Below are 25,056 nucleotides of genomic sequence, written 5' to 3'. Positions count from 1 at the left end.
AAGCGGGACCCGTGTTGTACAGAGTCGATGCGGACATCCCCGCATCCGGGCGTCGCACATATACCTTCAGGCCCTTTCCCGGGCCCGGGAAGACGATGCGTCAGCCCTTTGCCTGACCAAGAGACCGCTGAATCCGCCTGTGCGCGGAACCGGGGACCCATGTGTCCAATGGGGTGAATCGGCACCGTGGTGCCGTAGGGCAGCTTCCCGCCCGAACCCGTCAGCTAACCCGGCAAGCGGCACGGAAGCTCAAGGAGTAACACCCTCATGGCCAAGCACCGTCTTCACCGTGCCTACAAGCTCGACCTCGCCAAGATCGCTCTCGGCGCGACCGCCGTCGCCGGCGTGCTCGGCACGCACGCGGCAGTGAACGCCGACACCGCCACCGCCACCGCCCACACCGCCACCCAGACCGCCAAGGTCGCCGGCGTGGCCGCCCAGCCGCGCGTCGCGCAGAACCGCGCCGCCGACGAGAGCGCCAAGGGCAAGGTCAACGTCACCGCCGCCCAGGTGCTGGCCACGGCCCGCGCCCAGGTCGGCACCTCCGAGGACGCCAACGGCGGCGGCACCAAGTTCCAGAAGTGGTACGCCGATTCGCAGCGCGCCGCCGAGACCGCCGCGCGTGACGGCGGCAACCGCGCCATGTACCTGAACGCCCCCTGGTGCTCGATGTTCGTCTCCTGGGTCGGCGAGCAGACCGGCGCCCGCCCGCAGGTCGGCTGGGACGCCTACACCGTGACCCACGCCAAGTGGTTCGCCGCCAACGACCGCTGGGGCACCGAGGCCAAGCCGGGCGCCGTCGTCTTCTTCTCCTGGAGCGGCAGCAAGAGCCTGAGCGACATCCAGCACGTCGGCTTCGTCGTCAAGGACAACGGCGACGGCACGATCTCCACGATCGAGGGCAACACCGGCAACGGCAAGGTCGAGCAGCGTGTCCGCCCGACCTCCCAGGTCGTCGGCTACGGCTACCCGTCGTACGCCGCCTGATCCTGCCAAGCGAAGAGCGCATTCCCCGCGGGGAGTGCGCTCTTTCGCGTTTCAGGGCCGCCGGTGGACCAGGACCGCCGCGGCCTGCCCGGCCGAGCGGGCCGCGCCCGCCTCCTCGGAGATCATCGCGGTGACCGTGGCGCCGTCGATCAGGGTGAGCAACTGCTCGGCGAGCAGGCCGGGGTCTCCGGCTCCGGCCTCCTCGGCGAGCGAGCGCAGGTAGGCGCGCAGGCGCTCCTTGTGCTCGCGCACCGCCGTGCGGACGGCGGCCGAACCGGCGCCCAGCTCGGCGAAGGCGTTGGCGAACCCGCAGCCGCGGAAGTCGTCCTCGGTGAACCAGCGTTCCAGCCACGCGAAGACCGCCGGGATGCGGTCGCCGGCGTCGGCCACGTACGCGGTGAGCGAGGCCATCCAGCGTTCGTCGCGCCGCCGCAGATAGGCCACGACCAGCGCCTCCTTCGACGGGAAACACTGGTAGAGGCGTTTCAGCGAGACGCCGGAGGCGGCCCGGATCTCGTCCATGCCGACCGCCTGCACGCCGCGGCGGTAGAACAGGTCGCCCGCGGCGTCCAGCAGCCGCTGCTCGTGATCCATGACACCCCTCCAGGTGCTTGCCGCGGAGAACGATCGTTCTCTACGCTAGCGCACAACCCGGGAGAACGCCCGTTCTCTCGATGAGAGGACCGCCCATGACCCGCCCGCCCGTCCCGCCGTTCACCGAGGAGACCGCCCGGATCAAGGTCCAGGCCGCCGAGGACGCCTGGAACACCCGCGACCCCGACCGCGTCGCGCTCGCGTACACCGAGGACTCCGTGTGGCGCAACCGGGGCGAGTTCGTCACCGGCCGCGCCGAGATCGCGGAGTTCCTGCGCCGCAAGTGGGCCCGCGAGCTGGACTACGCCCTGCGCAAGGAGCTGTGGGCGGTCACCGGCGACCGCATCGCCGTGCGCTTCCAGTACGAGTCCCGCGACGCCGCCGGCCAGTGGTGGCGCAGCTACGGCAACGAGCAGTGGGAGTTCGACGCGTCGGGGCTGATGCGCCGCCGGGAGGCCAGCATCAACGACGTCGCCATCACCGAGGAGGAACGCCGCATCTTCGGCTCCCGCCCGCTGTCCGAGCACGGCGTGGACGTCCTGGGCATCCGCCACGCGGAGATCGCCGGGGTAAGGTCGGAAGGCCGATCGTAGGAGGTCTGACATGGCGGTCTTGCTGCTGGGCACCCTCGACACCAAGGGGGAGGAGTACGCCCTCGTCCGCGACCTGATCGTCCGGGCCGGCCAGGGCGTCGTCCTCATGGACACCGGCGTCATGGGCGCCCCGGCGCTGGCCGCCGACGTGCCCGCCGAGGCCGTCGCGCGGGCCGCGGGCACGGGCCTCGATCGGCTCAGGAGCGCCGGCGACCGCGGCGCCGCTCTCGCGGCCATGGCGGCCGGGGCCACCGCCCTGGCCAAGGACCTGCACGCCCGCGGCGAGCTGAGCGGCGTGCTCGCGCTCGGCGGCAGCGGCGGCTCCTCCATCGCCGCCGCCGTCATGCGGGCGCTGCCCGTCGGCCTGCCCAAGCTGCTCGTCTCGACCATGGTCAGCGGCGACGTCTCGGCCTACGTCGGGGAGACCGACGTGACGCTCATGTACAGCGTCGTCGACGTCGCGGGCGTCAACTCCGTCTCCCGCCGCATCCTGACCAACGCCGCCGCCGCGATCAGCGCGATGGCCGCCTCCTACGACGCCGGCGCCGAGCCGTCCGGGGAGGACAAACCGCTGGTCGCGGCCACGATGTTCGGCGTCACCACGCCCGCCGTCGACGCCGCGCGGGCCCGGCTGGAGTCCCTGGGCTACGAGGTGCTGGTCTTCCACGCCACCGGCTCGGGCGGCCGGGCCATGGAGGCGCTGGCGGCCGGCGGCCACTTCGCCGGGGTGCTCGACCTGACCACCACCGAGCTGGCCGACGAGCTCGTCGGCGGCGTGTTGTCGGCCGGCCCCGACCGCCTGACCGCCGCCGGGCGGGCCGGCATCCCGCAGGTCGTCAGCCTGGGCGCCGTCGACATGGTCAACTTCGGCCCGATGGAGACCGTGCCGGAACGGTTCAGGTCACGGCAGCTCCTGGCGCACAACCCGACGGTGACGCTCATGCGCACCACTCCCGACGAGAACGCCGAGATCGGGCGGGCGATCGGCGAGCGGCTGGCCCGCGCTTCCGGGCCGGTCACGCTGTTCGTGCCGCGCGGCGGCGTCTCGGCCGTCGACGTCGAGGGCGGCCCGTTCCACGACCCGGCGGCCGACGCGGCCTGCTTCGACGCCGTGCTCGCGGCCGTCGCGGGCACCGCCGTCGAGGTCGTGCAGAGCGACCAGGACATCAACAACGCGCAGTTCGCCGTGGCGGCCGCCGACCGGCTGCACCGGCTGATCGAGAAGGGGGCTTGATGCGTCGCGACGAGGCACTACGGAGGTTGCGCGCCGAGCGGGAGGCCGGCCGGCTGATCATCGGCGGCGGCGCGGGCACCGGGCTGTCGGCCAAGTCCGCCGAGGCGGGCGGGGTCGATCTGCTCATCATCTACAACTCCGGGCGGTTCCGGATGGCCGGCCGCGGCTCGCTCGCCGGCCTGATGCCGTACGGCGACGCCAACGCGATCGTCGTGGAGATGGCGGGGGAGGTCCTGCCGGTCGTCAAGGACACGCCGGTGCTGGCCGGGGTGTGCGGGACCGACCCGTTCCGGCTGATGCCGCGCTTCCTCGACGAGCTGAAGGACATGGGCTTCACCGGCGTCCAGAACTTCCCGACGGTCGGCCTGATCGACGGTGTCTTCCGGGCGAACCTGGAGGAGACCGGCATGGGCTTCGACCTGGAGGTGGAGATGATCAGGCTGGCCGCCGAGCGCGACCTGCTCACCGCCCCCTACGTGTTCACCCCCGAGCAGGCCACGGCCATGGCGCGGGCGGGCGCCGACATCCTCGTCCCGCACATGGGCCTGACCACCAAGGGCAGCATCGGCGCCGTCACCGCGATCGGCCTCGACGAGGCGGCCGTGCGCGTCCAGGAGATGCGCGACGCCGCCGTCGCCGTCAACCCCGACGTCATCGTGCTGTGCCACGGCGGCCCCATCGCCGAGCCCGACGACGTGCGCCACATCCAGCAGCGCACGGTCGGCGTCGCCGGGTTCTTCGGCGCGTCCTCGATGGAACGCCTGCCCGCCGAGCGGGCCATCGCCGAACAGGTCCGCGCCTTCAAGCAGCTCTGACCGGGAGGAACCCGCCATGCACCGACGACCGGACGCCCTGCCCACGATGATCTTCGACTGGGGGGCCATCAAATGGCACGTGACGCCCGACGCCGTGCCGGACGCGTCCTCCACGTTCGGCGAGGTCATCATCAACCCGAACAAGGGCCACGAACGCCACCTGCACCCCGACTCCGACGAGGTCCTCTACGTCATCGAGGGCGAGGGACGGCAGACCGTCGGCGACGACCCGGAGTTCCCGGTCAGGGCCGGTGAGGCGATCTACATCCCGAAGGGCACGCTGCACTCCACCTTCAACACCGGCTGGCGGCCGCTGCGGATCATCGCGACGTACACGCCGGGCGGGGCCGAGCTGGCGCTGCGCGAGCTGCCCGGCTTCGTGGAGCTCGGCCCCGGCGACCACCCCACCTGGGCGGCCGCCACCTCCTGAGCGGCGGAGGCCGTGCGCGGGGTGCGAGCCCGCGCACGGCCTCCGGCTGCTCGACCTCCATGTGAATGATCGTTCACGTCCGGTCTGTCGGTGGCCTCCGGTAGATTTCCGGGTCTGTTGATCAAGCCCCATCGGAGTTGGCTGTCGGCGCGAGCATGCCGTCAGACTGGAGGTCGAGACCTTGGACGCGGACGAAACCGCGTGGGAGCAGCGCAGCGTCGTGCGGGTGGTGCCGCCGGTCCAGCCGCGCAAGCTGGCGAAGGTGCCCTTCGTCGAGCTGGCTGACGGCAGGTTGCAGGGGGTCGTGTCGAGCGGGTCCGACATCGAGCGGGTCTACGTCTCCTCGATCGCCGCCGGCACCCACGACCTGAGCTGCAGCACCAACAACAACCGCCCGTGCGGCGCGCTGCACGGCTACGCGTGCAAGCACATCCGCATGCTGGCCGACGAGGCCGTGCTCCAGTACGGCCTCGACCGGGTGGCCCGCTACCTGCGCGTCGAGGTGCCCGAGGGCGGCCACCTGATGAGCGCGCTGAACGGCACCCCCCAGCGCACCCCGGCGGCCGTGGTGCTCAGCCGGTTCCTGCGCCACCTGGCCTACCTGGAGGTGCCCGACAGCACCGAGCCGCTGGCCGAGCTCCACTGGTTCCCGGCGATGGGGCCCGAGACGGGAAAGGTGGGCTGATGCTCGACGTACAGCTCGGGGAGCTGGCCGGCGACGGGCCGGCCGGGGTCGCGGAGGCGCTCGCGCTCGCCACGGGGTTCGACGGCGCGCTCGGGCACGGGTTCGCCAGGGTCGCCGAGGAGCCGGCCGCGGCGCTGGCGGCGCTGGCCGGCGCGCTCGCGGGCTCCCCGCTCGGCGAGCGGCTGGGCGAGGCGGTGGAGAAGGTGACCGCGGGGTCGGTCGCCGACGAGCACCTGGCCGCGCTGGCCGGCGGGCGGGCCGCGCTGTTCGGCGCGGTGCACGACGCCCTGCTCGCCCGCCTCGACCACGCTCTGGGCCGCAGCCGCGCACCCTGGCCGCCGGCCGCCGCCACGGACGCCACAACAGGGGCGGCGTCCGTGGGCGGCGTGCCGGGCAGCGAGGCGGCGTCCGGCGGCGTGCCGGAGAACCTGCTGGCCGGGTGCCGGGTCTGGTTGCGGGAGCTGGCGATCACCGGCTGGCGGGGCGTCGACGACGACCTCGTCTCCGGCGCCGACCAGGCGATCGAGGCGCTGCTCGGGGTGCCCGAGCTGCGCGGGCTCGCCGTGCTGCTCGACGGGCTGGCGACCGAGCTGCGGGCCTCGTCCCCGGTGGCGACGATGGACCGGCTGCCGCTCAGGCGGTGGGCCGACCTGTGGACGCGCGGGCTGCTGCTGGCCCAGTCCGGGCCGTGGCACGGCGTGCCCGAGCCGGTGTCGGGGCGGCTGCTCATCCTCGGCGCCGACGTGCACGAGCACGCCACGGTCGTCCGCGTGCAGGTGCACGGCGTCCTGGAGGAGGCCGGCGGCCAGACCCGGCTGGTGCGCACGAGCGTCGCGGCGGCCAAGGTCGACACCATCGTGGGCCCGTCGGTGTGGCGGCTGTTCGGCGGGCGGCCCGTGCTCATGGGCGCGCTGGCCGACCACCGGTCCGTGGAGATCGACGGCATGCCGCTGCTGCCCGGCGGCGACCTGCTGTGGCACGACGACCGCGCCCGCACCGGCGCCGAGGCCGACCCGTTCACCACCGCGCGGGTGCGGCTCGCGGGCGCGCTGGCCCCGGCCACGCCGCCGCTCGACCGCCACCCCGTGCGCATCGCCGAGCCGGTGCTGGTCGAGGGGTACACGGTCGACGGGCACACCCTCGACCTGGGCGGCAACAAGCTCGCCCTCGACCTCGACCGGCTCCCGGCGAGCTGCCCGCTCACGCCGGAGCTGGTGGCCGCGTCCTCGGCGTGCGTCGGGCTGGTGCGCCGCGACGGCGGCAGGTGGCTGCTGCAGCCGCTGGCCGTCCAGGCCACGGTCAAGAAGAAGCCCGTCACCGTGCACAACGGCGACTGGGCGAACGGCCCCACCGACCCCAAGGTCGTCAAGGCCGAGGCCAAGGCCGGCGACGTGGTCGCCGTGCTGCGCGAACGGGCAGGACGGCTGCTGCGGAAATGACCGACTCGACCACGAGCGCCGACGAGACCCGGCGCCAAGTGCTGTACTGGCGGCTCATGTCGCGGCTGTTCTCGGCCGACGAGCAGCCCGCGCTGGAGACGGCCAGCATGGGCATCGTCGGCGACCTGGAGCTGCCGCCCGCGCTGCTCGACCCCGGCGTCTCGGTGGACACGCTCGTCCAGCGCTTCCCCGAGCTGGGCGCCGAGCTCCAGGACCTGATGGCCGACAAGGAGCACGAGGAGGGCGGCGAGGTGCGCCGCGCCGCCCTGGTCTCCAAGCTGCTGCTCAACGTGTTCTCCACCGGCACGGGCGACGTCACGGCGGGCGACCTGGCCCGCTGGAAGCAGGACGCCGCCTGGTTCGAGAAGGGCATGGGCTGCGAGCCCGGCGGCCTGCGGAACGGGCCGGGCAACGACGAGCTGGCCGCCGTCCTCGCCATGATCGAGGGCGATCTGGTCAAGCGCATGCGGCTGCGCGAGGTGCTCGCCGACCCGGCTCTGGCCAGGCAGCTCACGCCCAGCATGTCGCTCATCGAGCAGTTGCTGCGCGACAAGTCCAACCTGTCCGGCGTCGCCCTCGCCAACGCCAAGGCGCTGATCCGCAGGTTCGTCGACGAGGTCGCCGAAGTGCTGCGCACGCAGGTGGAGAAGACCAGCGTGGGCGTCATCGACCGGTCGGTGCCGCCGAAGCGGGTCTTCCGCAACCTCGACATCGAGCGCACGATCTGGAAGAACCTCACCAACTGGAGCCCCGAGGACCAGCGGCTCTACGTCGACCGGCTCTATTACCGGCAGACGGCCCGCCGCACCACGCCGGCCCGGCTCATCGTGGTCGTCGACCAGTCGGGCTCGATGGTCGACGCGATGGTCAACTGCACCATCCTGGCCTCGATCTTCGCCGGCCTGCCCAAGGTCGACGTGCACCTCGTCGCGTACGACACCCGCGCGCTCGACCTGACGCCGTGGGTGCACGACCCGTTCGAGGTGCTGCTGCGCACGACGCTCGGCGGCGGCACCGACGGCACGGCCGCGATGGCCCTGGCCAGGCCGAAGATCGCCGATCCGCGCAACACCGTGATGGTGTGGATCTCCGACTTCTACGACAACCGCTCGCTGATCAACGACTTCGGGTCGATCCACCGTTCAGGGGTCAAGTTCATCCCCGTCGGCTCGGTCAACAGCTCCGGCCACCAGAGCGTCGACCCGTGGTACCGCCAGAAACTCAAGGACCTGGGCACCCCCGTGCTCTCCGGCCACGTCCGCAAGCTCGTCTTCGAGCTCAAGAACTTCCTCACCTAGGAGAACCCCCGACCATGAGTGACATGCTGCGCGCCCCCGCAGAGGTGAAGTACGCCGACGAGCTCGACTGGCTGGAGTCGGTCGACGACGGCCCCAAGCCGTTCTCGTGGCGGCTCAGCCCGCGCATGATCCGCATCTTCATCCTCGGCTCCGAGCGCTCCGACGGGCTCGACCGCGAGATCCCGCAGAAGTGGTTCGGTGACCGCAGCTTCGTCGAGCGCAGCATCGTGACGCTGGCCTCCGACCGCGGCCTGCTGCTCATCGGCGACCCCGGCACGGGCAAGAGCTGGCTGGCCGAGCTGCTGTCCGCGGCGATCAGCCGCAACTCCACGCTGGTCGTGCAGGGCACCGCGGGCACCACCGAAGACCACATCAAATACTCGTGGAACGTCTCGATGGTCATCGCCAAGGGCCAGTCGCGCGAGTCGATGATCCCCTCGCCGATCATGAACGCCATGGAGCAGGGCGTGATCGGCCGCTTCGAGGAGCTGACCCGCTCGACCAGCGACGTCCAGGACGCGCTGATCTCCATCCTGTCGGAGAAGTACGTCTCCATCCCCGAGCTCGACGACGACAACATCGTCTTCGCCCAGCCCGGCTTCTCGATCATCGCCACCGCCAACAGCCGCGACCGGGGCGTCAACGACCTGTCCTCCGCGCTCAAGCGCCGCTTCAACTTCGTCCGCATCCCGGTGGTGACGAACAAGAAGAGCGAGGCGGAGATCGTCCGGTTCCGCACCGAGGAGCTGCTGCGCCGGCACCAGATCGAGCTCGACCTGCCGCCCACGCTGCTGGACATCCTGCTGCAGAGCTTCGCCGACCTGCGGGCCGCGGCCGCCTCGGCGACCAGCGACGACGAGAAGCTGGAGTCCGCGCTGTCCACGGCCGAGCAGATCGGCGTGCTGGAGGACGCCATCCTGCACAGTCACTTCTTCGGCGACCGCACGCTGCGCCCCGAGACGCTGGCCGGTTCGCTGGTCGGCTCGCTGGCCCGGCGCAGCCCGGAAGACCTGGCCATCCTCAACAAGTACTGGCACGGTGTGGTCGAGCCGCGCAGCAAGAAGGACGGCGGCCCGTGGCAGGACTTCCTCGAGGGCGGCCGCCAGGCCATCTCCACCCTGTCATGAGCCTCTTCCAACCGCTGAAGGATCAGCTCAGCGAGGCCGCCGCGGCCTTCGCGGGCGACGGCGCGGTGTCGTCCATCCTCACCGGCATCGTCGAGGACGTCGACCGGGCGCTGCGCGAGGAGCTGGAGATCTTCCCGGTCTGCCACCACTCGCCTGCCTCGGCGCTGGCCATGGTGCGCCGCCTGCGGGAGAAGCAGCCCAAGGTCATCTACCTGGAGCTCTGCGAAGACCTGGCGCCGCTGCTGACCGAGCTGCGCAACTGCCGGCTCCCGGTGGCGCTCCAGGCGTTCGCGACCGACCTCGACGGCTTCCCCAAGGGTTCGGGGCCGCTGAGCGTGGTGGCCCCGATCACCGAGGCGTCGGCCGAGTACCAGGCCATCTCGTACGCGCTGGAGACCCCGGGCGTCGAGCTGGTGCTGGTCGACCGCTCGGCCGACCACGTCTTCCAGTGGCTGCCGCGCGAAGGCGATGAGCCGGCGAAACCGGGGGAGGAGGCCGGCCTGCACGGCGACGCCGTCGGCGTGGAGATCGGCGACCTGCGCCCCCGCTTCGCCGAGCTGGAGGAGCACCTGCTCCACCACGGCAAGGTCCGCCACTGGTCGGAGTGGTGGGACCAGTACGTCGAGCAGCCGCTCTCCGGCGCCGACTACGACACCTACCGCCAGGTCATGGTCCTCATCGGCAGCCTGTTCCGCCGGTTGCGCCCCGACGACGACCGGCTGGCCGGCGACGAGGAGCGCGAGCGCTACATGTGGACCAGGATGCGCGAGCACCTGTCCGCCTCGGGCGCCGACCCGGCCGACTGCCTCTACGTCTGCGGCGCCTTCCACGCCGCCAGCCGCGTCGAGCAGTTCGGCCTGGCCGCCACGGCCCCGTACGAGATCGGCCCACGCACCGCGACCCGCTGGCTGTACGGGCTCATCCCCTCCAGCCACTCGGCCATCGAGGCGCAGTTCGGGCTGGCCTCGGGGTCGGTGTCGATCGCCGCCGCCACCTGGGCCAAGGCGGTGACGCGGAGCAAGCTGACCCCGTTCCAGCTCAGCGGGCAGAAGGGGGCCAGGAAACGGCCGGTCAAGCTGCCCGCGCCCGCCGCGCCGGCGCAGGTCACCGACCGGCTGACCGGGTTCCTGTCCAGGCCGCCCACGCTCGACGCGCTCGACGAGGCCGAGCTGCTGGGCTGGAGCGTCGACATCGTCCGGCTGGCCCGGCGCAACGGCTACCTCGCCAGCACCGCCGACGCCATCGCGGTGTTCGAGACGTCGATCCTGCTGGCCGGCATGCGCAACCGGGCCAGGCCCACGCCGTACGACTTCCAGGACGCGGCGGTCACCTGCATCGAGAAGGACGTCGTGCCGGGCCGGCGCGACGTGCGGCGCCTGTGCGAGATCCTGCTCGGCGGCGACCGCATCGGCTCGGTCGGCTACGACGCGCTGCCGCCGCTGGCCCAGAACGTCTACGACCGGCTGCGGCCGCTCGGCGTCGACTTCGACAAGCGCACGATCCAGCGGGCGCTGCTCGACCTGCACTCCGACCCGGAGCTGCGGCCCTGCTCCGACCTGCTGTGGATGCTGCGCTTCGTGCTGCCCGCCGACGCGGCCCGGCCGATCATGGGCGAGCGCAAGCTCGGCGAGCGGGCCATCCAGGAGAGCTGGGACCTCGCGCTCGGCCGCAATCAGCGGGCCATCATCGAGCTCGGCTACGAGGGCGTCACCATCGAGCAGGTGGTCGAACAGCGGCTGCGGCGCGCGGTCTGGGAGCCCGACGCCACCGCCGCCGTGGCCCTGGCCGCCGTCGAGGACGCCATCCTCTACCTGGGCGGCGGGCGCGTCGCCGACGAGCTGGGCGCGCGGGCGGTGGAGCTGCTGGCCGGCGAGCGCGGCGTCGACGACGCGCCCGACGTGCTGCGCCGCATCCGCCGCCTGCTGGCCTACTACCGCACCGCCGAACCCACGCTGCCGGCGTGGTGCGAGGCGTTCGTGACCGAGGGGTACGCCCACTACTGCACCCTGCTCCCGACCGCGTTCGTCGAGGACGACACCGGGGTGCGGCAGGTGTCGGCGATGCTCGGGTTCCTGTTCACGATGGAGGGGCTGGCGCTGGCGCTCGGGTGCGACCGGGCGCAGCTGGAGATCGCGGTGCGGCAGTCGCATCCGGAGGCGCCGGCCAAGGTGGCGCTGCTGTGGGCCGCCCAGCACCTGCTGGGGCTGCTGCCGCTGGCCGAGCTGCGGTCGCGGTGCGACGAGCTGCTCGGCAACCCGCTGGTCATCCCGTCGTTCCCGCAGTACATCACCGGGTTCGTGCAGGCGATGGAGCCGGCTCCGGCGCTGTCCGGGTTCGTGGTGGAGGTGATCTCCAAGGCGTTCGGACGGCTGCCCGACCAGGTGCTGCTGCCGTGGTTGCCGAAGCTGATCACGACGCTGCGCGACCAGGCGGGCGAGCTGATGCCGGTCCTCGTCCGGGAGGCCGGGCGCACGTTCCCCGGCAGCCTGACGGCGGTCGACGCCTGGACACCGCCGTGGGCCCGGACGGCGGCGGCCGCGCCGAAGGCGGCCCCCGCGGTCGCGTCCGGGCCGGTCGCCGAGCTGCTGGCGGGGCATCCGGCGGCGTGCGACGCGGTGGCGGGGCTGCTGGGCTGCGAGGGTGGCTGGCAACAGCCCGCCTCCGCCGTCGGGCCCGGGAACCGCGAGGTCGAGACCCTCCTCACCGACCACCCCGCCACAGCCGCCGCCTTGGCGACCCTCCTCGCCTGACGGCCCCCGCCCCGAGCGCCGGAACGCCGGTGCTCGGGGTCGGGTTTCCCGGCGCGGGATGGTCAGCGGCCGAAGCAGATGGTGTGGCCGGGGTGGACGTGGTCGGGTTTGTAGGCGGCCTGGTCGATCGTGACGCCCTCGGGGGACACGAGCAGGATGGTTTCGCCCTGGTTGCGGAGCTGTACCCGGCCGTCGAGCACGACCTGCAGCACGCCACCACCCGCGAGCACCCCGGTCAGCTCCATGCGCCCGCCCGCCGAGTCCGCCAGCCGCCACCCGCCGAGGTCCACGGACCGTCCGGTGACGTTGAGGAGGGTGACCGTCTCGTGCCCCCGGTCGGCCCCCACCGGGTCGGGCAGCGCGGCCACGATCAGCACGTCCCCGGTGGACGGCGGGCGCGCGACGACGGGCGCGCCGGGCGGCGCCGGGTCGGGGCTGATGACGAAGTCCTCGGGCCAGGCCGTGAGCTGGATCTGGCTGCCCGAGGCGCGGATCACGTCGTGCAGGTTGCCGTGTTCGAGCCGGTCCAGCAGGAACACCGCGTCGTCCCGGTTGACGGGGTCGGCCCGGAGCCAGGCGTCGAAGCCGTCCAGGTTCGCCGCCCCGGTCGCCAGATAGGGCACCAGCCGGCGGAACAACTTCGGCCACATGACGAGCCCGGTGAGCGCCTCCAGCGAGCCGGCCTCGGCGGGCCCGTCGGGGTCGGCGGCCGAGCGCGGCCAGATGCCGGTGGGCGACGCCGCCGCCTTGGCCGTGCGCGACACGCCGGCCAGGTGCGTGCGCAGCGTCGCGGGCAGCGTGGCGTAGAAGGCCGGGTACGTCAGCCCGGCGGCCAGCAGCCTGGCGTTCACGGACGTGTCCACCAGCGCCTCGTCGAGGAACACGGCCTGCCCGTCGGGGCCGGGGTGCTCGCCGGCGAACACGAACCCGATCAGCCGGCCGTTGGCGTCGATGCCGTTGCTGAGGACGTGCCCGCGCAGCTCGTCCTGGTCGGCCGACTGGACCTTGTTGGGCAGGTCGTCGAAGAAGCGCACATTCGTGAAGCCGAGCAGCCGCAGCAGCTCGTCGCGGGCGGCGTTCGCGCCGGTCAGCTCCTGGTGGGTGTCCTGGAAGTGGGTCTCCAGGGCGTCGATGGCCTCCAGACGCACGGAGATGCCGCGCGCGCCGAGCTCCGGCGGCCGTCCGGACGGCCGGGCCAGCCCTTCGACCAGCGCGGGTGTGTCCGGCCTGAACTTGATCGTGTCGCCGTCGGGCTCGGGGCCCTGCCGGGGAAGGTCGGGGTAACGGATCACGAAGCTGCCGCGCAGAAGTGTGTAGCTCATTGGGTTCCCCCCCAAAGACGGCCATCACCGCCCTATCGGCCATCGGGAGCGTAACTCCGCGCACTTCTCGGCGTCCACGTCCCACGCCGGACCGGGGAGCGGCCCGGCGCGGGACGTGCCGGCTCAGGCGGCGCCGAACCGGGGGATCGGCAGGTCCTCGGTGGCCAGGTGCACGATGTGCGACTCGGTGTAGACGTCGATGCTGTGCCGGCCGCCCTCCCGGCCCACGCCGCTGGCCTTCACCCCGCCGAACGGCGTGCGCAGGTCGCGCACGTTCTGGGAGTTGACCCAGACCATGCCCGCCTCGATCGACTGGGCCAGCCGGTGCGTCCGGCGCAGGTCGTTGGTCCACAGGTACGCCGCCAGGCCGTACCGGGTCGCGTTGGCCAGCTCCACCGCCTCCGTCTCGGTGGAGAAGGGCGTCACGCAGACGACCGGTCCGAAGATCTCCTCCTGGAAGATCCGCATGTGCGGGGCCACGTCGGCGAACACCGTCGCGGCCAGGAAGTTGCCCGCCGTCAGGTGCTCGGGCCGGGAACCGCCGGCGACCAGGCGGGCGCCCTCGCGCGAGCCGAGCTCGACGTACTCCATGACCCGCTCGTAGTGCTCGGGGTGGATGAGCGCGCCCAGCTCGGTGGCGGGGTCGCCGGGCGCGCCGACGCGTACCCGCGCGGCCCGCTCGGCCAGCCTGGCCACGAACTCCTCGTACACGGTGTCCTGGACGAGGATCCGCGAGCTGGCCGTGCAGCGCTCGCCGTTCAGCGAGAAGACGCCGAAGACGGCCGCGTCGAGCGCCCGCTCCAGGTCGGCGTCCGCGAAGACGAGCAGCGGCGACTTGCCGCCCAGCTCCATCGACAACGTCTTCAGCGACGACGCGGCGTTGCGCATGATGGTCTGCCCGGTGCCGCTCTCGCCGGTGAAGGAGATCACCGGCACGTCGGGGTGGGCCACCAGCGCCGCGCCCGCGTCCTCGCCGATGCCGTGGACCAGGTTGAACACGCCCTCGGGCAGCCCGGCCTCCTCCATGATCTCCGGCAGCAGGCTCGCCGAGGCGGGGGACCACTCGGCCGGCTTGAGCACCACCGGGCAGCCGGCCGCCAGCGCCGGGGCCAGCTTCCAGGTCTCCAGCATGAACGGCGTGTTCCACGGCGTGATCAGCCCGGCCACGCCGACCGGCTTGCGCACGACGTAGTTGAGCTGCGCGGAGCCGACGCGGTAGACGTCCTCGCCCATGGTGGTGATCACGTCGGCGAAGAAGCGGAAGTTGTGCGCCGCGCGGCGGGCCTGGCCGCGGGCCTGGGTGATCGGCAGGCCGGTGTCCCGGCACTCCAGCGCGGCGATCTCGTCGTCCCTGGACTCGATGGCCGCCGCGACCGCGCGCAGCGTGCCGGCCCGCTGCTCGGCGGGCATCGTGCTCCACGGGCCGTCGGTGAACGCCTTCTGGGCGGCGGCGACGGCCGCGTCCACGTCGGCCGCGCCGCCCGCGGCCACCTCCAGGTACGGCTCGTTCGTGGTCGGGTCGAGCGCGGTGAAGGTCGCACCGGACTGGCTCGGGACGTGCCGGCCGCCGATGTAGTGCTCCAGTTTCATCAGGCGACTCCCTCGCTCTGTGCCAGTAGTTCGTTGATCCGGGCGATGCCGGGCTCGGTGGGGGTGATCAGGGGGGCTCGTACGTGGCCGGAGGCGATCAGGCCGCGCTGTTCCAGCACCCACTTGGCGGGGGCCGGGTTCGTCTCCACGAACAGCAGCTCGACCAGCGGGTGCAGCGAGTAGTGCAGCTCCAGCGCGGTCGCGTGGTCGCCGGCGGTGTACGCCTCGTACATGCGGGCCACGGTCTTCGGCGCGAGGTTGGCCGCCGCGCTGACGAAGCCGACGCCGCCGATGGCCAGCAGCGGCAGGCAGAGCAGCTCGATGCCGGACCACATGAGGAAGTCGCGCCCGCACAGGTTGAGCACGTGCGAGAAGTGCTCGAAGTCCTTGGTGGTCTCCTTGACGCCGACGATGTTGTCGTGGTCGCGGCGCAGCCTGGCCACGGTCGCGGGGGCGATGTCGACGGCGGTGCGCGAGGGCACGTTGTAGATGACGATCGGCAGCGCGGGGAACTCGGCGGCGACCGTGGCGTACCAGCGGTAGAGGGCTTCCTGGGTGGGACGGGCGTAGTAGGGCGTGATGACCAGGGCGGCGTCGGCGCCCAGGCGCTCGGCCTCGGCGGTCAGCCGCAGCGTCTCGTCGAGCTTGGCCGAGCCGGTGCCGGGCAGGAACGGCACCCGGTCGGCGGTCTCCTCGGCCACCACGGCCATCGCCGCGACGCGCTCCTCGACGGACTGGGCGCCGGGCTCGCCGGTGGACCCGCCGGTCGAGATGCCGTGCGAGCCCTGGTCGAGCTGCCAGCGCACCAGCGAGCGCAACGAGTCGAGGTCCAGCGACCCGTCGGCGGCGAACGGCGTCACCACGGGGGCGATGGATCCGCGGATGGTCGACGGATCCGAGCGGAACTTCATGGATTCTCCTTCTTGGGGGGTCAGCGCTGCTGCTCGTACGCCTCGCGCCAGGCGCCCTTCAGCGGGTAGAGGCCGTCGATCGAGGCTCCCTCGGAGACGCGATCGAGGATGAAACGCTCCTCGTCCTCCTGCCGGGCGGCGTCCCCGGCGACCTCGGCGACCAGCGCGGGCGGGATGACGACGACCCCTTCGGCATCGCCCACCAGCACGTCGCCGGGGCACACCAGCACGCCGCCGCAGTCCACCGGCACCTGCGAGTCCATCGGGACGTGGCGGCGGCCGAGCACGGCGGCGTGCGCGGCGCCGTAGTAGGAGGGCAGGTCGAGCGAGGCGAAGGAGGGGCTGTCGCGCAGCCCGCCGTCGGTGACGACGCCGGCCGCGCCGCGGCGCAGGGCGCGCATGGCCAGGATGTCGCCCAGCGTGCCCGCGCCGTGCTCGCCGCGGGCGGAGATGACCAGCACCTCGCCCGGCTGGAGCTCCTCGACGGTGCGCTTCTGGGCGTTCATGCCGCCGCCGCGCTCGGCGAAGACGTCCTCGCGCAGCGGCAGGTAGCGCAGGGTGCGCGCGACGCCGACCATGCGCAGGTCGGGACGGGCGGGGCGGACGCCCTCGATGAAGTGGTGGTCGATGCCGCGCGCGCGGAGCTGGGAGGAGAGCGTCGCGGTGGAGACCGAGCGCAGCGCGGCGACGACCTCCGGGGTCAGCGGGCCGGGGTCGGGGGCGGGGACGGGTTGGGCGGCGCCGTACGCGGCGGCCCTGGTCGCCTCGGTGACCTGGGGCTGGACGCCGTACGCCGCGGGGGGATCCTGGCCGGCGACGACCTCGTTGCGCAGCCGGGCCGTACCCTCCAGCTCGACCTCCACCACGTCGCCGGGCCGGACGACGGTCGAGCCCGCCGGGGTGCCGGCCAGGATCAGGTCGCCGGGCTCCAGCGTCATGTACCGGGACAGGTCGGCGACGAGCAGGTCGAAGCCGAACAGCAGCTCGTCGGTGCACGCCTCCTGGGCGAGCTCGCCGTTGACGTAGGTGCGCAGCCACAACCGTCCGGGATCGGCGCCGGTGAGCAGTTCCGAGCCGACCGGCGTGAACCCGTCCTGGCCCTTGGCCCGCAGGTTGGAGCCGAGGTCGGCGTGCTTGAAGTCGTAGACGCCGAAGTCGTTGGCCGCCACGTACCCGGCCACGTGCTCCAGCGCGCGTCCGGGGGGGACGCGATGGGCCCGGCTGCCGATGAGGATGCCGATCTCGCCCTCGAACGCCAGCAGCTCACACCCCTCGGGACGCACCACGGGCCGTCCGGACCAGGACAGGGACGTCGGCGGCTTGAGGAAGTAGGAGGGGACGGCAGGGACGCGACCGCGCTCGGCGGCCCGGCTGCGGTAGTTCAGATGGACCGCGACGATCTTCCCTGGTGACAGTCCGAGAGGGTGTCCCACCTCGTCTCCTTCCAAATCATATACGACATCATTTATGTTATGGCATGTGGAACAATATCGACATACCCCCTCAGATGCCTACATGATGCTCATCACGTCATCAGTGGAGAGGAGAGTGCGGATGATGGTTCAGACCGCCCAAGCAGGCCGGGAGTGGCGTGATGGGTGAGATCGTGCTGGCCGCCAAGATCACGCATGTGCCGTCGATCTGGCTGTCGATCCAGCCCGGCAAACACTTCGGCATCCGCCGTCCCGCGGAACTCGCCCTCACCGAGGTCGGCAGGCGGGCCCGCGAGCGCGGCGCGGACACGTTCCTGATCGCCGACACCCATTGGATGAACAGCATCGGCTTCCACCTCAACGGCAAGCCGCGCCACCAGGCCACGTACGTCAGCCATGAGTTGCCGCACTTCATCCACGACCTCGCCTACGACTACGCGGGCGATCCCGAGCTGGCCGAGCTGATCCGCGAGGAGATCGTCGCGGGCGGCCAGAAGGCCCGCGTGCACACCTACCAGGACCTGGGCCTGGAGTACGCCACACTCGTGCCGATGTACTTCATGAACCAGGACTCCGACATCCGGGTCCTGCCCATCGGCTGCAACATCTACTCGACCGTCGAGGAGAACCGGCGGATCGGCGAGGCGCTGCTGCGGGCCGTGCTTCGCAGCGACAGGAAGGTGGCCTTCCTGGCCAGCGGGTCGCTCTCGCACGCCTTCCCGCCCAACGAGATCGCCGAGTCGCTGCTCGACGACGTGAGCAGCGAGCTGAACCGCAAGGTCGACCACGCGGTGCTGGAGATGTGGGACGAAGGGCGCATCCCGGAGTTCCTGGACATGCTGCCCGACTACAACGAGCGGTGCACCGGCGAGGGGGCGATGGCCGACACCGCCATGCTGTTCGGGCTGCTGGGCTGGCGCGAGTACACCGGGCGCGGCGAGCAGCTGTGCCCGTACTTCGGCAGCAGCGGCACCGGCCAGGTGGTCGTCGACTTCCCCGTACCCGCCTACCACACGAGATGAAGGAGCCGGCGCACATGACGGCCGTACAGACGTTCACGCCCGACCGGCCCGCCGGGGCGCCGCCCGTGCTGCTGCTGCACGGGTTCGCCTCCAGCGGGCGGCAGGACTGGGTGGAGACCGGGATCGCGGCGGAGCTGGCCGCGGCCGGGCGCGTGGTCGTCGTGCCCGACCTGCCCGGTCACGGGAAGAGCCCGGTGCCGGACGGGCCGGCGGGCGCGCCCGAGATCGCGGCCGCGCTGCTCGCCCTGGCCGGCGACGGGCCGCTCGACGTGGTGGGGTACTCGCTCGGCGCCCGGCTCGCCTGGGAACTGCCGGAGCTGGCCCCCGATCGGGTGCGCGCGGTCGTGCTGGGCGGGCTCAGCCCGTTCGAGCCGTTCGCCGCGCTGGACGTCGCGGCGCTGCGCTCGGCCGTCGCGGGCGGCGAGCCGGGCGACCCGATGACCGGCATGATCGCGGCGATGATCGCGGGCGCCTCCGGCGGCGACCCCGAACGGGCCGCCGGGCTGGTCCGGCTGGTCGAGGGCCTGCGCGGCACGCCGTTCGAGCCCAAGGGCTGGGCCGGGCGCACGCCGCCAATGTTCGTGGCGGGCGCGGAGGACATGATGACCTCCGGCATCGAGAACGTCGTCGCGCTGGTGCCCGGCGCCCGGCTGGTCACCGTCCCCGGCGACCACCGCGGCGCGCTGGCCGGGCCCGCGTTCCGCGCCGCCCTCGGCGAGGCGCTCGGCGAGGCGCTCGGCCCGGCGTCCGGCCCGGTGGCTGATCCGGCGTCCGGCACGTGACCAGCACCGGCGGAGTCGCGTCGAAGGCGGAGCTCAGCTACGAGATCCTGCGTTCGCGCATCCTGGACGGCACCTACGGCCCTGGCTACCAGCTCGTCATGGACCGCCTCGCGCGGGAGATCGGCGTCAGCACGATCCCCCTGCGCGAGGCGCTGCGCCGCCTGCAGTCCGACGGGCTGGTGGAGGTCGTGCGCAACGTCGGCGCCCGCGTCGCGGTCTTCGACGCGGCGCAGGTGCGGCACACGCTGGAGGTGCTGGCCCGGCTGGAGGGGTACGCGACCGCCGTCGCGGCCCCGCGCATGGGCCCGGCGGACGTGGCGCGCTCCCGCGAGATCAACGCCCGGCTGTTCCAGGCGCTCGACTCCTTCGACCCCACCGCGTTCACCGCGCTCAACCGCGCCTTCCACTTCTCGGTCTACGAGCACTGCGACGACGAGCACCTGAACTTCCTGCTGGAGGCCGAATGGACCAGGCTGGACCACATGCGGCGCTCGGTGTTCGGCTACCTGCCGGGCCGGGCCCGCCGTTCGGTCGAGGAGCACGAGCACCTGCTCGACCTCATCGCCGGGGGAGCCGACCCCGCCGAGATCGAACGGCTGGCCTGCGCGCACAAGACGAACACCGCCGGCGCCCTCTATGACGTCCGGGTCACCCACGGCTAACGATCGGGTCATACCCTCCCGGCATTTTGTCCTACACTGGTAGACGAAACGCCGTACGGAGGGGTGCCCGCATGCCCAAGATCATCGACCACGACCAGCGTCGCAGCGACATCATCGACGTCACGTGGGACCTGATCACGAAGGGGGGCATCGAGGCGGCCACCATGCGCGAGATCGCGAACGCGGCGGGCTTCGCCAACGGCGCGCTCAAGCACTACTTCCCCGGCAAGGAAGACATCATCGAGGCGACGTACGAGCGCGCCCTGGCCATCGTGACCAGCTACGTCAAGCTCGACGGCCGCCGCGGGCTGGGCGCGCTGCGCGAGATGTGCGAGGCCGCGATGCCGATCGACGAGGAGCGCATCACGGCCGGCCGGGTGCTGCTGATCTTCTGGCAGACCTCGCTGACCAACCCCAAGCTGTACGACAAGTACCTGGAGCACCTGCGGGCCTGGCGCGGCATGCTGCACCGGCTGATCGAGGAGGGCCGCGCCGACGGCGACATCCACACCTCGATCCCCGACGAGCAGCTCGTGGACGAGCTCGTGCTGCTCAACGCCGGGGCCAACGTGATGAGTCTGGTCGGCCCGCAGTTCTCCACGGTCGAGCTGCAGAAGCGGCACCTGGAGTCGTTCTTCGACCGCATCTCCCGGCCCTGACCCGCGCGTTCGGGCCCCTGATCCGCGCGTTCCGGTCCTGACCTGCGCGTTCCGGTCCTGACCTGCGCGTTCCGGCCCGCGCCGCCACCTGGGCGGCGCGGGCCGCGTCGTGCTCAGACCGCTTCGGCCACGATGACGCGCGGGCTGCCCGGCAGGGCCAGCTTGTCCACCGGCTTCCAGGCGGCCTCGTCGAGCCAGGCGCGCACCTGCGACTCCTCGTGGACGACGGTCCCGTCGATCACCAGGTACTCCCCGGCGTGCAGCGCGTCGATGGCCCGCTGCTCGGCGTCGTCGTCGAGGAAGAAGTCGAGCAGCAGCAGCCGCGCCCCCGGCGCCGCCGCCGCGCGGGCGTTGCGCAGGATGGCCCGGTTCTGCTCGACGCCGAAGCGGTGGATGACGTGGTTGACCATGACCAGGTCGTACGGGCCGGCGGGCGTGGCCGTGTCGGTCGGGACGCCGGTCACCTCGGCCCGGTCGGCGAACCCGGCCTCGGCCACCTGCTGGGTGATGGAGTCGGCGAAGGTCGGGTCGTACACGAAGGAGGCCCGCAGCTCCGGGTTGGCGCGCAGGGCCTCGAAGGCGAAGGCGCTGGACAGGCCGCCCAGGTCCAGCAGGCTGCGGAAGCCGGCGAAGTCGAACGCGCCGCCCAGCATCCTGGCGTGCAGGCTGTTGTACGTCATGACCCCGGCCATGAACGTGCCCCACCGGTCGCCGGAGGTGTCCAGGACGCCCGGCTCGGTGGTGTCCACGGTCGTGTCGAACTGCAGCCAGTGGCCGTAGCTGATCTGGTTGAGGAACGTGAGGAACGGCCCGAGGTCGAGCTCGGACGACTTTCGCCCGGCCAGGTAGCCGGCCGCGTCGGCGCCGAGGGCGTACCGGCCGTCGGTCCTGGTCAGCAGGCCGAGCCCGGCCATGCTGTCGGCCAGGATGCGGGCCATGCGGGGGGTGACGCCAGTGGCCGTCGCGATCTCCCCGGCGCTGCGCTCGCCGTCCGCGAGCGCCTCGAACAGCCCGATGCGGCTGGCCGCGAAGAGCTGCTTGGCGCCCATGTAACCGGTGGCGATGGCGACGATCGGATCCGGCGTGGGGGAAGGCGTGGACATGGTCAAGGCCCTGCCCTTTCTGTATTGTCTACGAATGTAGACGTTCACCATAGACCCTCTGTCTACGAACGTGGAATAACCGTTGACAGTAGGGGACCCCTCTGTCAACCTTTGTAGAACTATCTGGCTCGAACATGGCTTTTCGGCAGCTCAGTGTGGGTTTGCGTGCCCCACTTCGAGCACGGGACCGGTGCCTGGAATGGAGCTCTCGCGCATGTCGCTGCTCAATCTGACGGATCTGACCATCGGCGTCACCCGGGAGGACGCCGAGCCCCAGGAACTCGTCCACCGGCTCACCCTCGACGTCGCCTCCGGGCAGACGCTCTGCGTGGTGGGGGAGTCGGGCAGCGGCAAGACCGTGACGGCGCTGTCGATCATCCGCCTGCTGGAGTTCGTGGCCCCGGCCTACACCGAGGGCACGATCGAGGTCGGCGGCGTGGACGTCACGCGGCTGAGCGCCGAGGCCATGCGCGCCTACCGGGGCGCCCGGATCGCCATGATCTTCCAGGAGGCCCTGGACTCGCTCAACCCCGCCCAGCGCGTCGGCGCGCAGCTCATCGAGGGCTACCGGCCCGAGGGCGCGCTGCCCCGGCAGGCGCTGCGCCGGGGGAGCCGGCTGCGCCGCGAGGCCGAGGCCAAGGCCAGGAGCCTGCTCACCGAGGTCGGGCTGGCCGACACCGATCGGATCATGGCGCTCTATCCGCACCAGATGTCCGGCGGCATGCAGCAGCGCGTGATGATCGCCATGGCACTGATGTCCGACCCCGACGTCCTCATCGCCGACGAGCCGACCACCGCCCTCGACGTGACCACGCAGGCCGAGATCCTGGCGCTGTTCCGTCGCGTGCAGCGTGAGCATCGGACCGCCTGCGTGTTCATCACCCATGACATGGGCGTCGCCGCCGAGATCGCCGACCGGATCGCCGTCATGTACCGGGGCAGGCTGGTGGAGGTCGGCGACAAGATGGACATCCTCCGCAAGCCTACGCATCCGTACACCAAGGCGCTGCTGGAATGCGTGCCACAGCTCGGCGTCAGCCGCCGTACCGGATTCCCGACGATCTCGGAGACCAGGCTGCGGGCCGCGACCGAAGCCGACGGCGTGCCCGCCGGCGGGAGCGTGACCGAGACGCCGGCGCTCGGCGACGAGCCGGCGCCGGCGACCGGCACTCCGCCCCTGGTCGTCGAGAACGTCACCAAGGTGTACCGGACCGGCCGCCGGGCGAGCGTGCGCGCGGTCGGCGGCGTCTCGCTGGAGATCGCGCCCGGCGAGTTCTTCGGCCTGGTCGGCGAGTCCGGCTCGGGCAAGACGACGCTCGGCCGCATGGTCAGCGCCCTGGAACGGCCGACCTCGGGCAGCATCTCCTTCGGCGAGCACCGCATCACCGACGCGGGGCTGCGCGGCGACGAGCGCGCCTTCCGCCGCGCCACCCAGCTGATCTTCCAGGACCCGCAGAGCTCGCTCGACCCCCGGCACACCGTGGCCCGCATCATCGCCGAGCCGCTGCGCGAGCTGACCCGGCTGCGCGGCGCGGACCTCGACCGGCGGGTGGCCGAGCTGATCGACGAGGTCGGCCTGCCCGCCGACTGCGCCCGCAAGCTGCCCTCGCAACTGTCCGGCGGCATGCGCCAGCGCGTGTCCATCGCGCGCGCGGTCGCCGCCGAGCCGAAGCTCATCGTCGCCGACGAGCCCACCTCCGCCCTCGACGTCTCCGTCCAGGGCCAGGTCATGAACCTCCTTCTGCAGCTGCGCCGCTCGCACGGCATCAGCTTCCTGTTCATCACGCACAACCTCAGCCTGGTGCTGTCGGTGGCCGACCGCGTCGGCGTGATGTACAAGGGCGACCTCGTCGAGGTCGGCGCCCCGGAAACCATCGCCTCCTCCTCCACCCACGAGTACACGCGCCGGCTCCTGGCCGCGAACCCCGACTTGTCGGCATACGTGGGATAGCCCCGGGCCGACCTTCTCCTTCTGTCCCCCCTTTTAGAGCAAGAGCGAGAACCCACCATGAACGTGCTCAAGAGCCTGAGGGCCGGGCTCGTCTCCGCCGCCGCGGCGAGTGCCCTGCTGCTCTCCGGCTGCGCGGGCGGCGCGACGTCGTCCTCCTCGTCCTCCTCCGCCGACGCCGGCACCCCCGTACGCGGCGGCGACCTCGTGGTCGCGGTGCCGACCGACCCGCAGTCGCTGGACATGGTCGCCAACCCCGGCCAGGTCACCGCCCACATCGGCAACATGCTGTACGAGAAGCTCTTCGAGGTCGACAAGACCTTCGCGGCCAGGCCGATGCTGGTCGACACCTACAAGCGCAGCGACGACCGGCTCACCTACACCTTCGAGCTGCGCGCCGGTGTCACGTTCCAGGACGGCGCCCCGCTCACCGCCGCCGACGCGGTCGCCAGCCTGGAGCGCTGGCTGAAGAGCCACGTCACCGGCCAGCAGGTCGCCGCCGACGTCAAGAGCCTCAAGGCCGCCGGCGACCGCACGGTCACGCTGGAGCTGAAGAAGCCGCGTTACCCGCTGATCGACGAGCTGGCCAGCCCCGGCGCGGAGATCTACGAGGCCAGGAACCTCAAGGACGTCCCGGCGACCGGCTTCGCCAAGGAGGGCGCGGTCGGCACCGGGCCGTACAAGCTGAAGAGCTGGGACATCGGGCAGCAGGTCGTGCTGGAGCGTTACGACGGCTACAAGTCGCGCGCCGAGGAGGACTGGGGCGGCCAGGCCGGCGCCAAGCACGCCTACCTCGACACGGTCACCTACAAGGTCGTCGCCGACCAGGACGCCGTGGTCAACGGCCTGCAGACCGGCCAGTGGGCGCACGCCATGCCGGGCGACGACCAGTACACCCCGCTGAAGAACAACCCCGCCGTGGTCGTGTCGAACCTGGCCGGGGCCAACCAGAACGTGCTGATCCCCAACTTCAACAAGGGCTCCAAGTTCTCCGACGTGCGCGCCCGGCAGGCGCTCAACCTGCTGATGGACAAGCCCGCGCTGAACGCCGCCACCGGCGGCGGCCCCGACCTCACCGTCGAGGTGGGCGCGCTGGTCTCGCAGGACAACAAGGGCCTGTACTCCACCGCCGGCGACGACGTCTACCGGCAGCACGACCCGAACCGGGCCAAGGAACTGTTCGCGCAGGCCGGCGTCAACGCCGGTGACACCGTGCGGATCCTGACCTCCAGCAGCTATCCGCAGTTCAGCCAGTGGGCGGTGCTGCTGCAGGACCAGCTCTCCAAGATCGGCATCAAGACGAAGATCGACACCTACGACTTCCCGACGATGCTCGGCACGATCACCAAGGACCCCGGCGGCTGGGACGTCACCACCCTGTTCTTCAACGCCGCGCTCACCTCGCCCTCGCAGATGCCCGCGCTGACCCTCGGGGCGTTCAACGGCTCCGGCTCGCCCGAGCTGGCCAAGCTGATCGAGGACTACAACGCCGCGACCTCCCCCGAGACCGCCAGGACGCTCATGGACCAGCTCCAGGCGTTCGTGTGGCAGCAGCTCCCGGTCATCACGATCAGCCAGTCGAAGCTGTACGCCGCCTACTCGCCCAAGCTCAAGGGGTACGACACGTTCTACCGCGTGTTCTGGAACTCCTGGCTGCGGAAGTGAGGGGGGA

At 71.9% G+C, this 25,056-nt stretch carries 22 protein-coding genes and 1 riboswitch; of the genes, 16 read left to right on the top strand and 6 right to left on the bottom strand.

Annotated elements, in window-relative coordinates:
* Positions 1-115: 115 nt before the first annotated feature.
* Positions 116-253, top strand: a riboswitch (cyclic di-AMP (ydaO/yuaA leader).
* A gap of 14 nt (positions 254-267) precedes the next feature.
* Entirely contained in the window at positions 268-987 is a 720-nt protein-coding gene (locus ACIBQ6_RS23015; RefSeq protein WP_397214321.1) for a CHAP domain-containing protein, read from the top strand.
* A gap of 51 nt (positions 988-1,038) precedes the next feature.
* Here ACIBQ6_RS23015 and ACIBQ6_RS23010 read toward each other — a convergent pair whose 3' ends face one another.
* Entirely contained in the window at positions 1,039-1,581 is a 543-nt protein-coding gene (locus ACIBQ6_RS23010; RefSeq protein WP_397214319.1) for a TetR/AcrR family transcriptional regulator, read from the bottom strand.
* A gap of 95 nt (positions 1,582-1,676) precedes the next feature.
* Here ACIBQ6_RS23010 and ACIBQ6_RS23005 point away from each other — a divergent pair, with 95 nt between their 5' ends.
* The 9 genes from ACIBQ6_RS23005 (at position 1,677) to ACIBQ6_RS22965 (ending at position 11,952) form a co-directional block, all read left to right on the top strand.
* Positions 1,677-2,174, top strand: coding sequence for a nuclear transport factor 2 family protein (locus ACIBQ6_RS23005; RefSeq protein ID WP_358292360.1), 498 nt, complete (start codon positions 1,677-1,679; stop codon positions 2,172-2,174).
* Between the two features lie 10 nt (positions 2,175-2,184).
* Positions 2,185-3,408, top strand: a complete 1,224-nt coding sequence (locus ACIBQ6_RS23000) for a Tm-1-like ATP-binding domain-containing protein (protein WP_358292362.1) — start codon at positions 2,185-2,187, stop codon at positions 3,406-3,408.
* Positions 3,408-4,223: a phosphoenolpyruvate hydrolase family protein gene (locus ACIBQ6_RS22995; protein ID WP_397160452.1), complete on the top strand. Its 816-nt coding sequence runs from the start codon at positions 3,408-3,410 to the stop codon at positions 4,221-4,223. Before ACIBQ6_RS23000 ends, ACIBQ6_RS22995 begins: the two co-directional genes overlap by 1 nt.
* Before the next feature lie 16 nt (positions 4,224-4,239).
* Positions 4,240-4,653, top strand: a complete 414-nt coding sequence (locus ACIBQ6_RS22990; protein ID WP_397214317.1) for a cupin domain-containing protein — start codon at positions 4,240-4,242, stop codon at positions 4,651-4,653.
* A gap of 181 nt (positions 4,654-4,834) precedes the next feature.
* Positions 4,835-5,338, top strand: coding sequence for a hypothetical protein (locus ACIBQ6_RS22985; RefSeq protein ID WP_397214315.1), 504 nt, complete (start codon positions 4,835-4,837; stop codon positions 5,336-5,338).
* A complete protein-coding gene (locus tag ACIBQ6_RS22980; RefSeq protein ID WP_397214313.1) occupies positions 5,338-6,777 on the top strand; it encodes a hypothetical protein in 1,440 nt (479 codons plus the stop codon). Before ACIBQ6_RS22985 ends, ACIBQ6_RS22980 begins: the two co-directional genes overlap by 1 nt.
* Positions 6,774-8,075 (top strand): VWA domain-containing protein, encoded by a 1,302-nt coding sequence (locus ACIBQ6_RS22975; protein ID WP_358292376.1) that lies wholly within the window; start codon positions 6,774-6,776, stop codon positions 8,073-8,075. The genes ACIBQ6_RS22980 and ACIBQ6_RS22975 overlap by 4 nt, the downstream gene beginning before the upstream one ends.
* A gap of 14 nt (positions 8,076-8,089) precedes the next feature.
* Complete coding sequence (locus tag ACIBQ6_RS22970; RefSeq protein WP_358292378.1) at positions 8,090-9,202, top strand: AAA family ATPase; 1,113 nt, start codon at positions 8,090-8,092, stop codon at positions 9,200-9,202.
* The gene (locus ACIBQ6_RS22965) at positions 9,199-11,952 is read left to right on the top strand and encodes a DUF5682 family protein (protein ID WP_397214311.1); all 2,754 of its coding nucleotides are present in this window, start codon (positions 9,199-9,201) and stop codon (positions 11,950-11,952) included. The genes ACIBQ6_RS22970 and ACIBQ6_RS22965 overlap by 4 nt, the downstream gene beginning before the upstream one ends.
* A gap of 62 nt (positions 11,953-12,014) precedes the next feature.
* Here the strand turns inward: ACIBQ6_RS22965 and ACIBQ6_RS22960 are convergent, their stop codons facing one another.
* The 4 genes from ACIBQ6_RS22960 to ACIBQ6_RS22945 all read right to left on the bottom strand — a co-directional run bounded on the left by ACIBQ6_RS22960 (position 12,015) and on the right by ACIBQ6_RS22945 (position 17,208).
* Positions 12,015-13,274 carry a lamin tail domain-containing protein gene (locus ACIBQ6_RS22960; RefSeq protein WP_397214308.1) on the bottom strand — a complete coding sequence of 420 codons (1,260 nt, stop codon included), beginning with the start codon at positions 13,272-13,274 and terminating at the stop codon, positions 12,015-12,017.
* Positions 13,275-13,397: 123 nt separating this feature from the next.
* The gene (hpaE, locus tag ACIBQ6_RS22955; RefSeq protein ID WP_397160441.1) at positions 13,398-14,864 is read right to left on the bottom strand and encodes a 5-carboxymethyl-2-hydroxymuconate semialdehyde dehydrogenase; all 1,467 of its coding nucleotides are present in this window, start codon (positions 14,862-14,864) and stop codon (positions 13,398-13,400) included.
* A complete protein-coding gene (dapA, locus tag ACIBQ6_RS22950) occupies positions 14,864-15,775 on the bottom strand; it encodes a 4-hydroxy-tetrahydrodipicolinate synthase (protein WP_352352622.1) in 912 nt (303 codons plus the stop codon). The genes hpaE and dapA overlap by 1 nt, the downstream gene beginning before the upstream one ends.
* A 20-nt stretch (positions 15,776-15,795) precedes the next feature.
* Positions 15,796-17,208: a fumarylacetoacetate hydrolase family protein gene (locus ACIBQ6_RS22945; RefSeq protein ID WP_358292387.1), complete on the bottom strand. Its 1,413-nt coding sequence runs from the start codon at positions 17,206-17,208 to the stop codon at positions 15,796-15,798.
* Between the two features lie 161 nt (positions 17,209-17,369).
* Here ACIBQ6_RS22945 and hpaD point away from each other — a divergent pair, with 161 nt between their 5' ends.
* The 4 genes from hpaD (at position 17,370) to ACIBQ6_RS22925 (ending at position 20,333) form a co-directional block, all read left to right on the top strand.
* Entirely contained in the window at positions 17,370-18,230 is an 861-nt protein-coding gene (gene hpaD, locus ACIBQ6_RS22940; protein ID WP_397214306.1) for a 3,4-dihydroxyphenylacetate 2,3-dioxygenase, read from the top strand.
* Between the two features lie 14 nt (positions 18,231-18,244).
* Entirely contained in the window at positions 18,245-19,012 is a 768-nt protein-coding gene (locus ACIBQ6_RS22935; RefSeq protein WP_397214304.1) for an alpha/beta fold hydrolase, read from the top strand.
* Positions 19,009-19,674, top strand: a complete 666-nt coding sequence (locus tag ACIBQ6_RS22930) for a GntR family transcriptional regulator (protein WP_358292395.1) — start codon at positions 19,009-19,011, stop codon at positions 19,672-19,674. Before ACIBQ6_RS22935 ends, ACIBQ6_RS22930 begins: the two co-directional genes overlap by 4 nt.
* 71 nt (positions 19,675-19,745) lie before the next feature.
* Positions 19,746-20,333: a TetR/AcrR family transcriptional regulator gene (locus ACIBQ6_RS22925; protein WP_352352627.1), complete on the top strand. Its 588-nt coding sequence runs from the start codon at positions 19,746-19,748 to the stop codon at positions 20,331-20,333.
* 113 nt (positions 20,334-20,446) lie between these two features.
* Here the strand turns inward: ACIBQ6_RS22925 and ACIBQ6_RS22920 are convergent, their stop codons facing one another.
* Positions 20,447-21,436 (bottom strand): methyltransferase, encoded by a 990-nt coding sequence (locus tag ACIBQ6_RS22920; protein ID WP_397214302.1) that lies wholly within the window; start codon positions 21,434-21,436, stop codon positions 20,447-20,449.
* A gap of 214 nt (positions 21,437-21,650) precedes the next feature.
* Between ACIBQ6_RS22920 and ACIBQ6_RS22915 the strand changes: the two genes are divergently transcribed.
* Positions 21,651-23,387 (top strand): dipeptide ABC transporter ATP-binding protein, encoded by a 1,737-nt coding sequence (locus ACIBQ6_RS22915; protein WP_397214300.1) that lies wholly within the window; start codon positions 21,651-21,653, stop codon positions 23,385-23,387.
* Positions 23,388-23,444: 57 nt separating this feature from the next.
* The gene (locus ACIBQ6_RS22910; RefSeq protein WP_397214298.1) at positions 23,445-25,049 is read left to right on the top strand and encodes an ABC transporter substrate-binding protein; all 1,605 of its coding nucleotides are present in this window, start codon (positions 23,445-23,447) and stop codon (positions 25,047-25,049) included.
* The last annotated feature ends 7 nt before the right edge of the window (positions 25,050-25,056 follow it).

The organism is Nonomuraea sp. NPDC049655, assembly GCF_044465465.1.
Lineage (GTDB): Bacteria > Actinomycetota > Actinomycetes > Streptosporangiales > Streptosporangiaceae > Nonomuraea.
The sequence above is the reverse complement of the archived record's forward strand: the minus strand, read 5'-3'. Positions and strand labels throughout refer to the sequence as shown.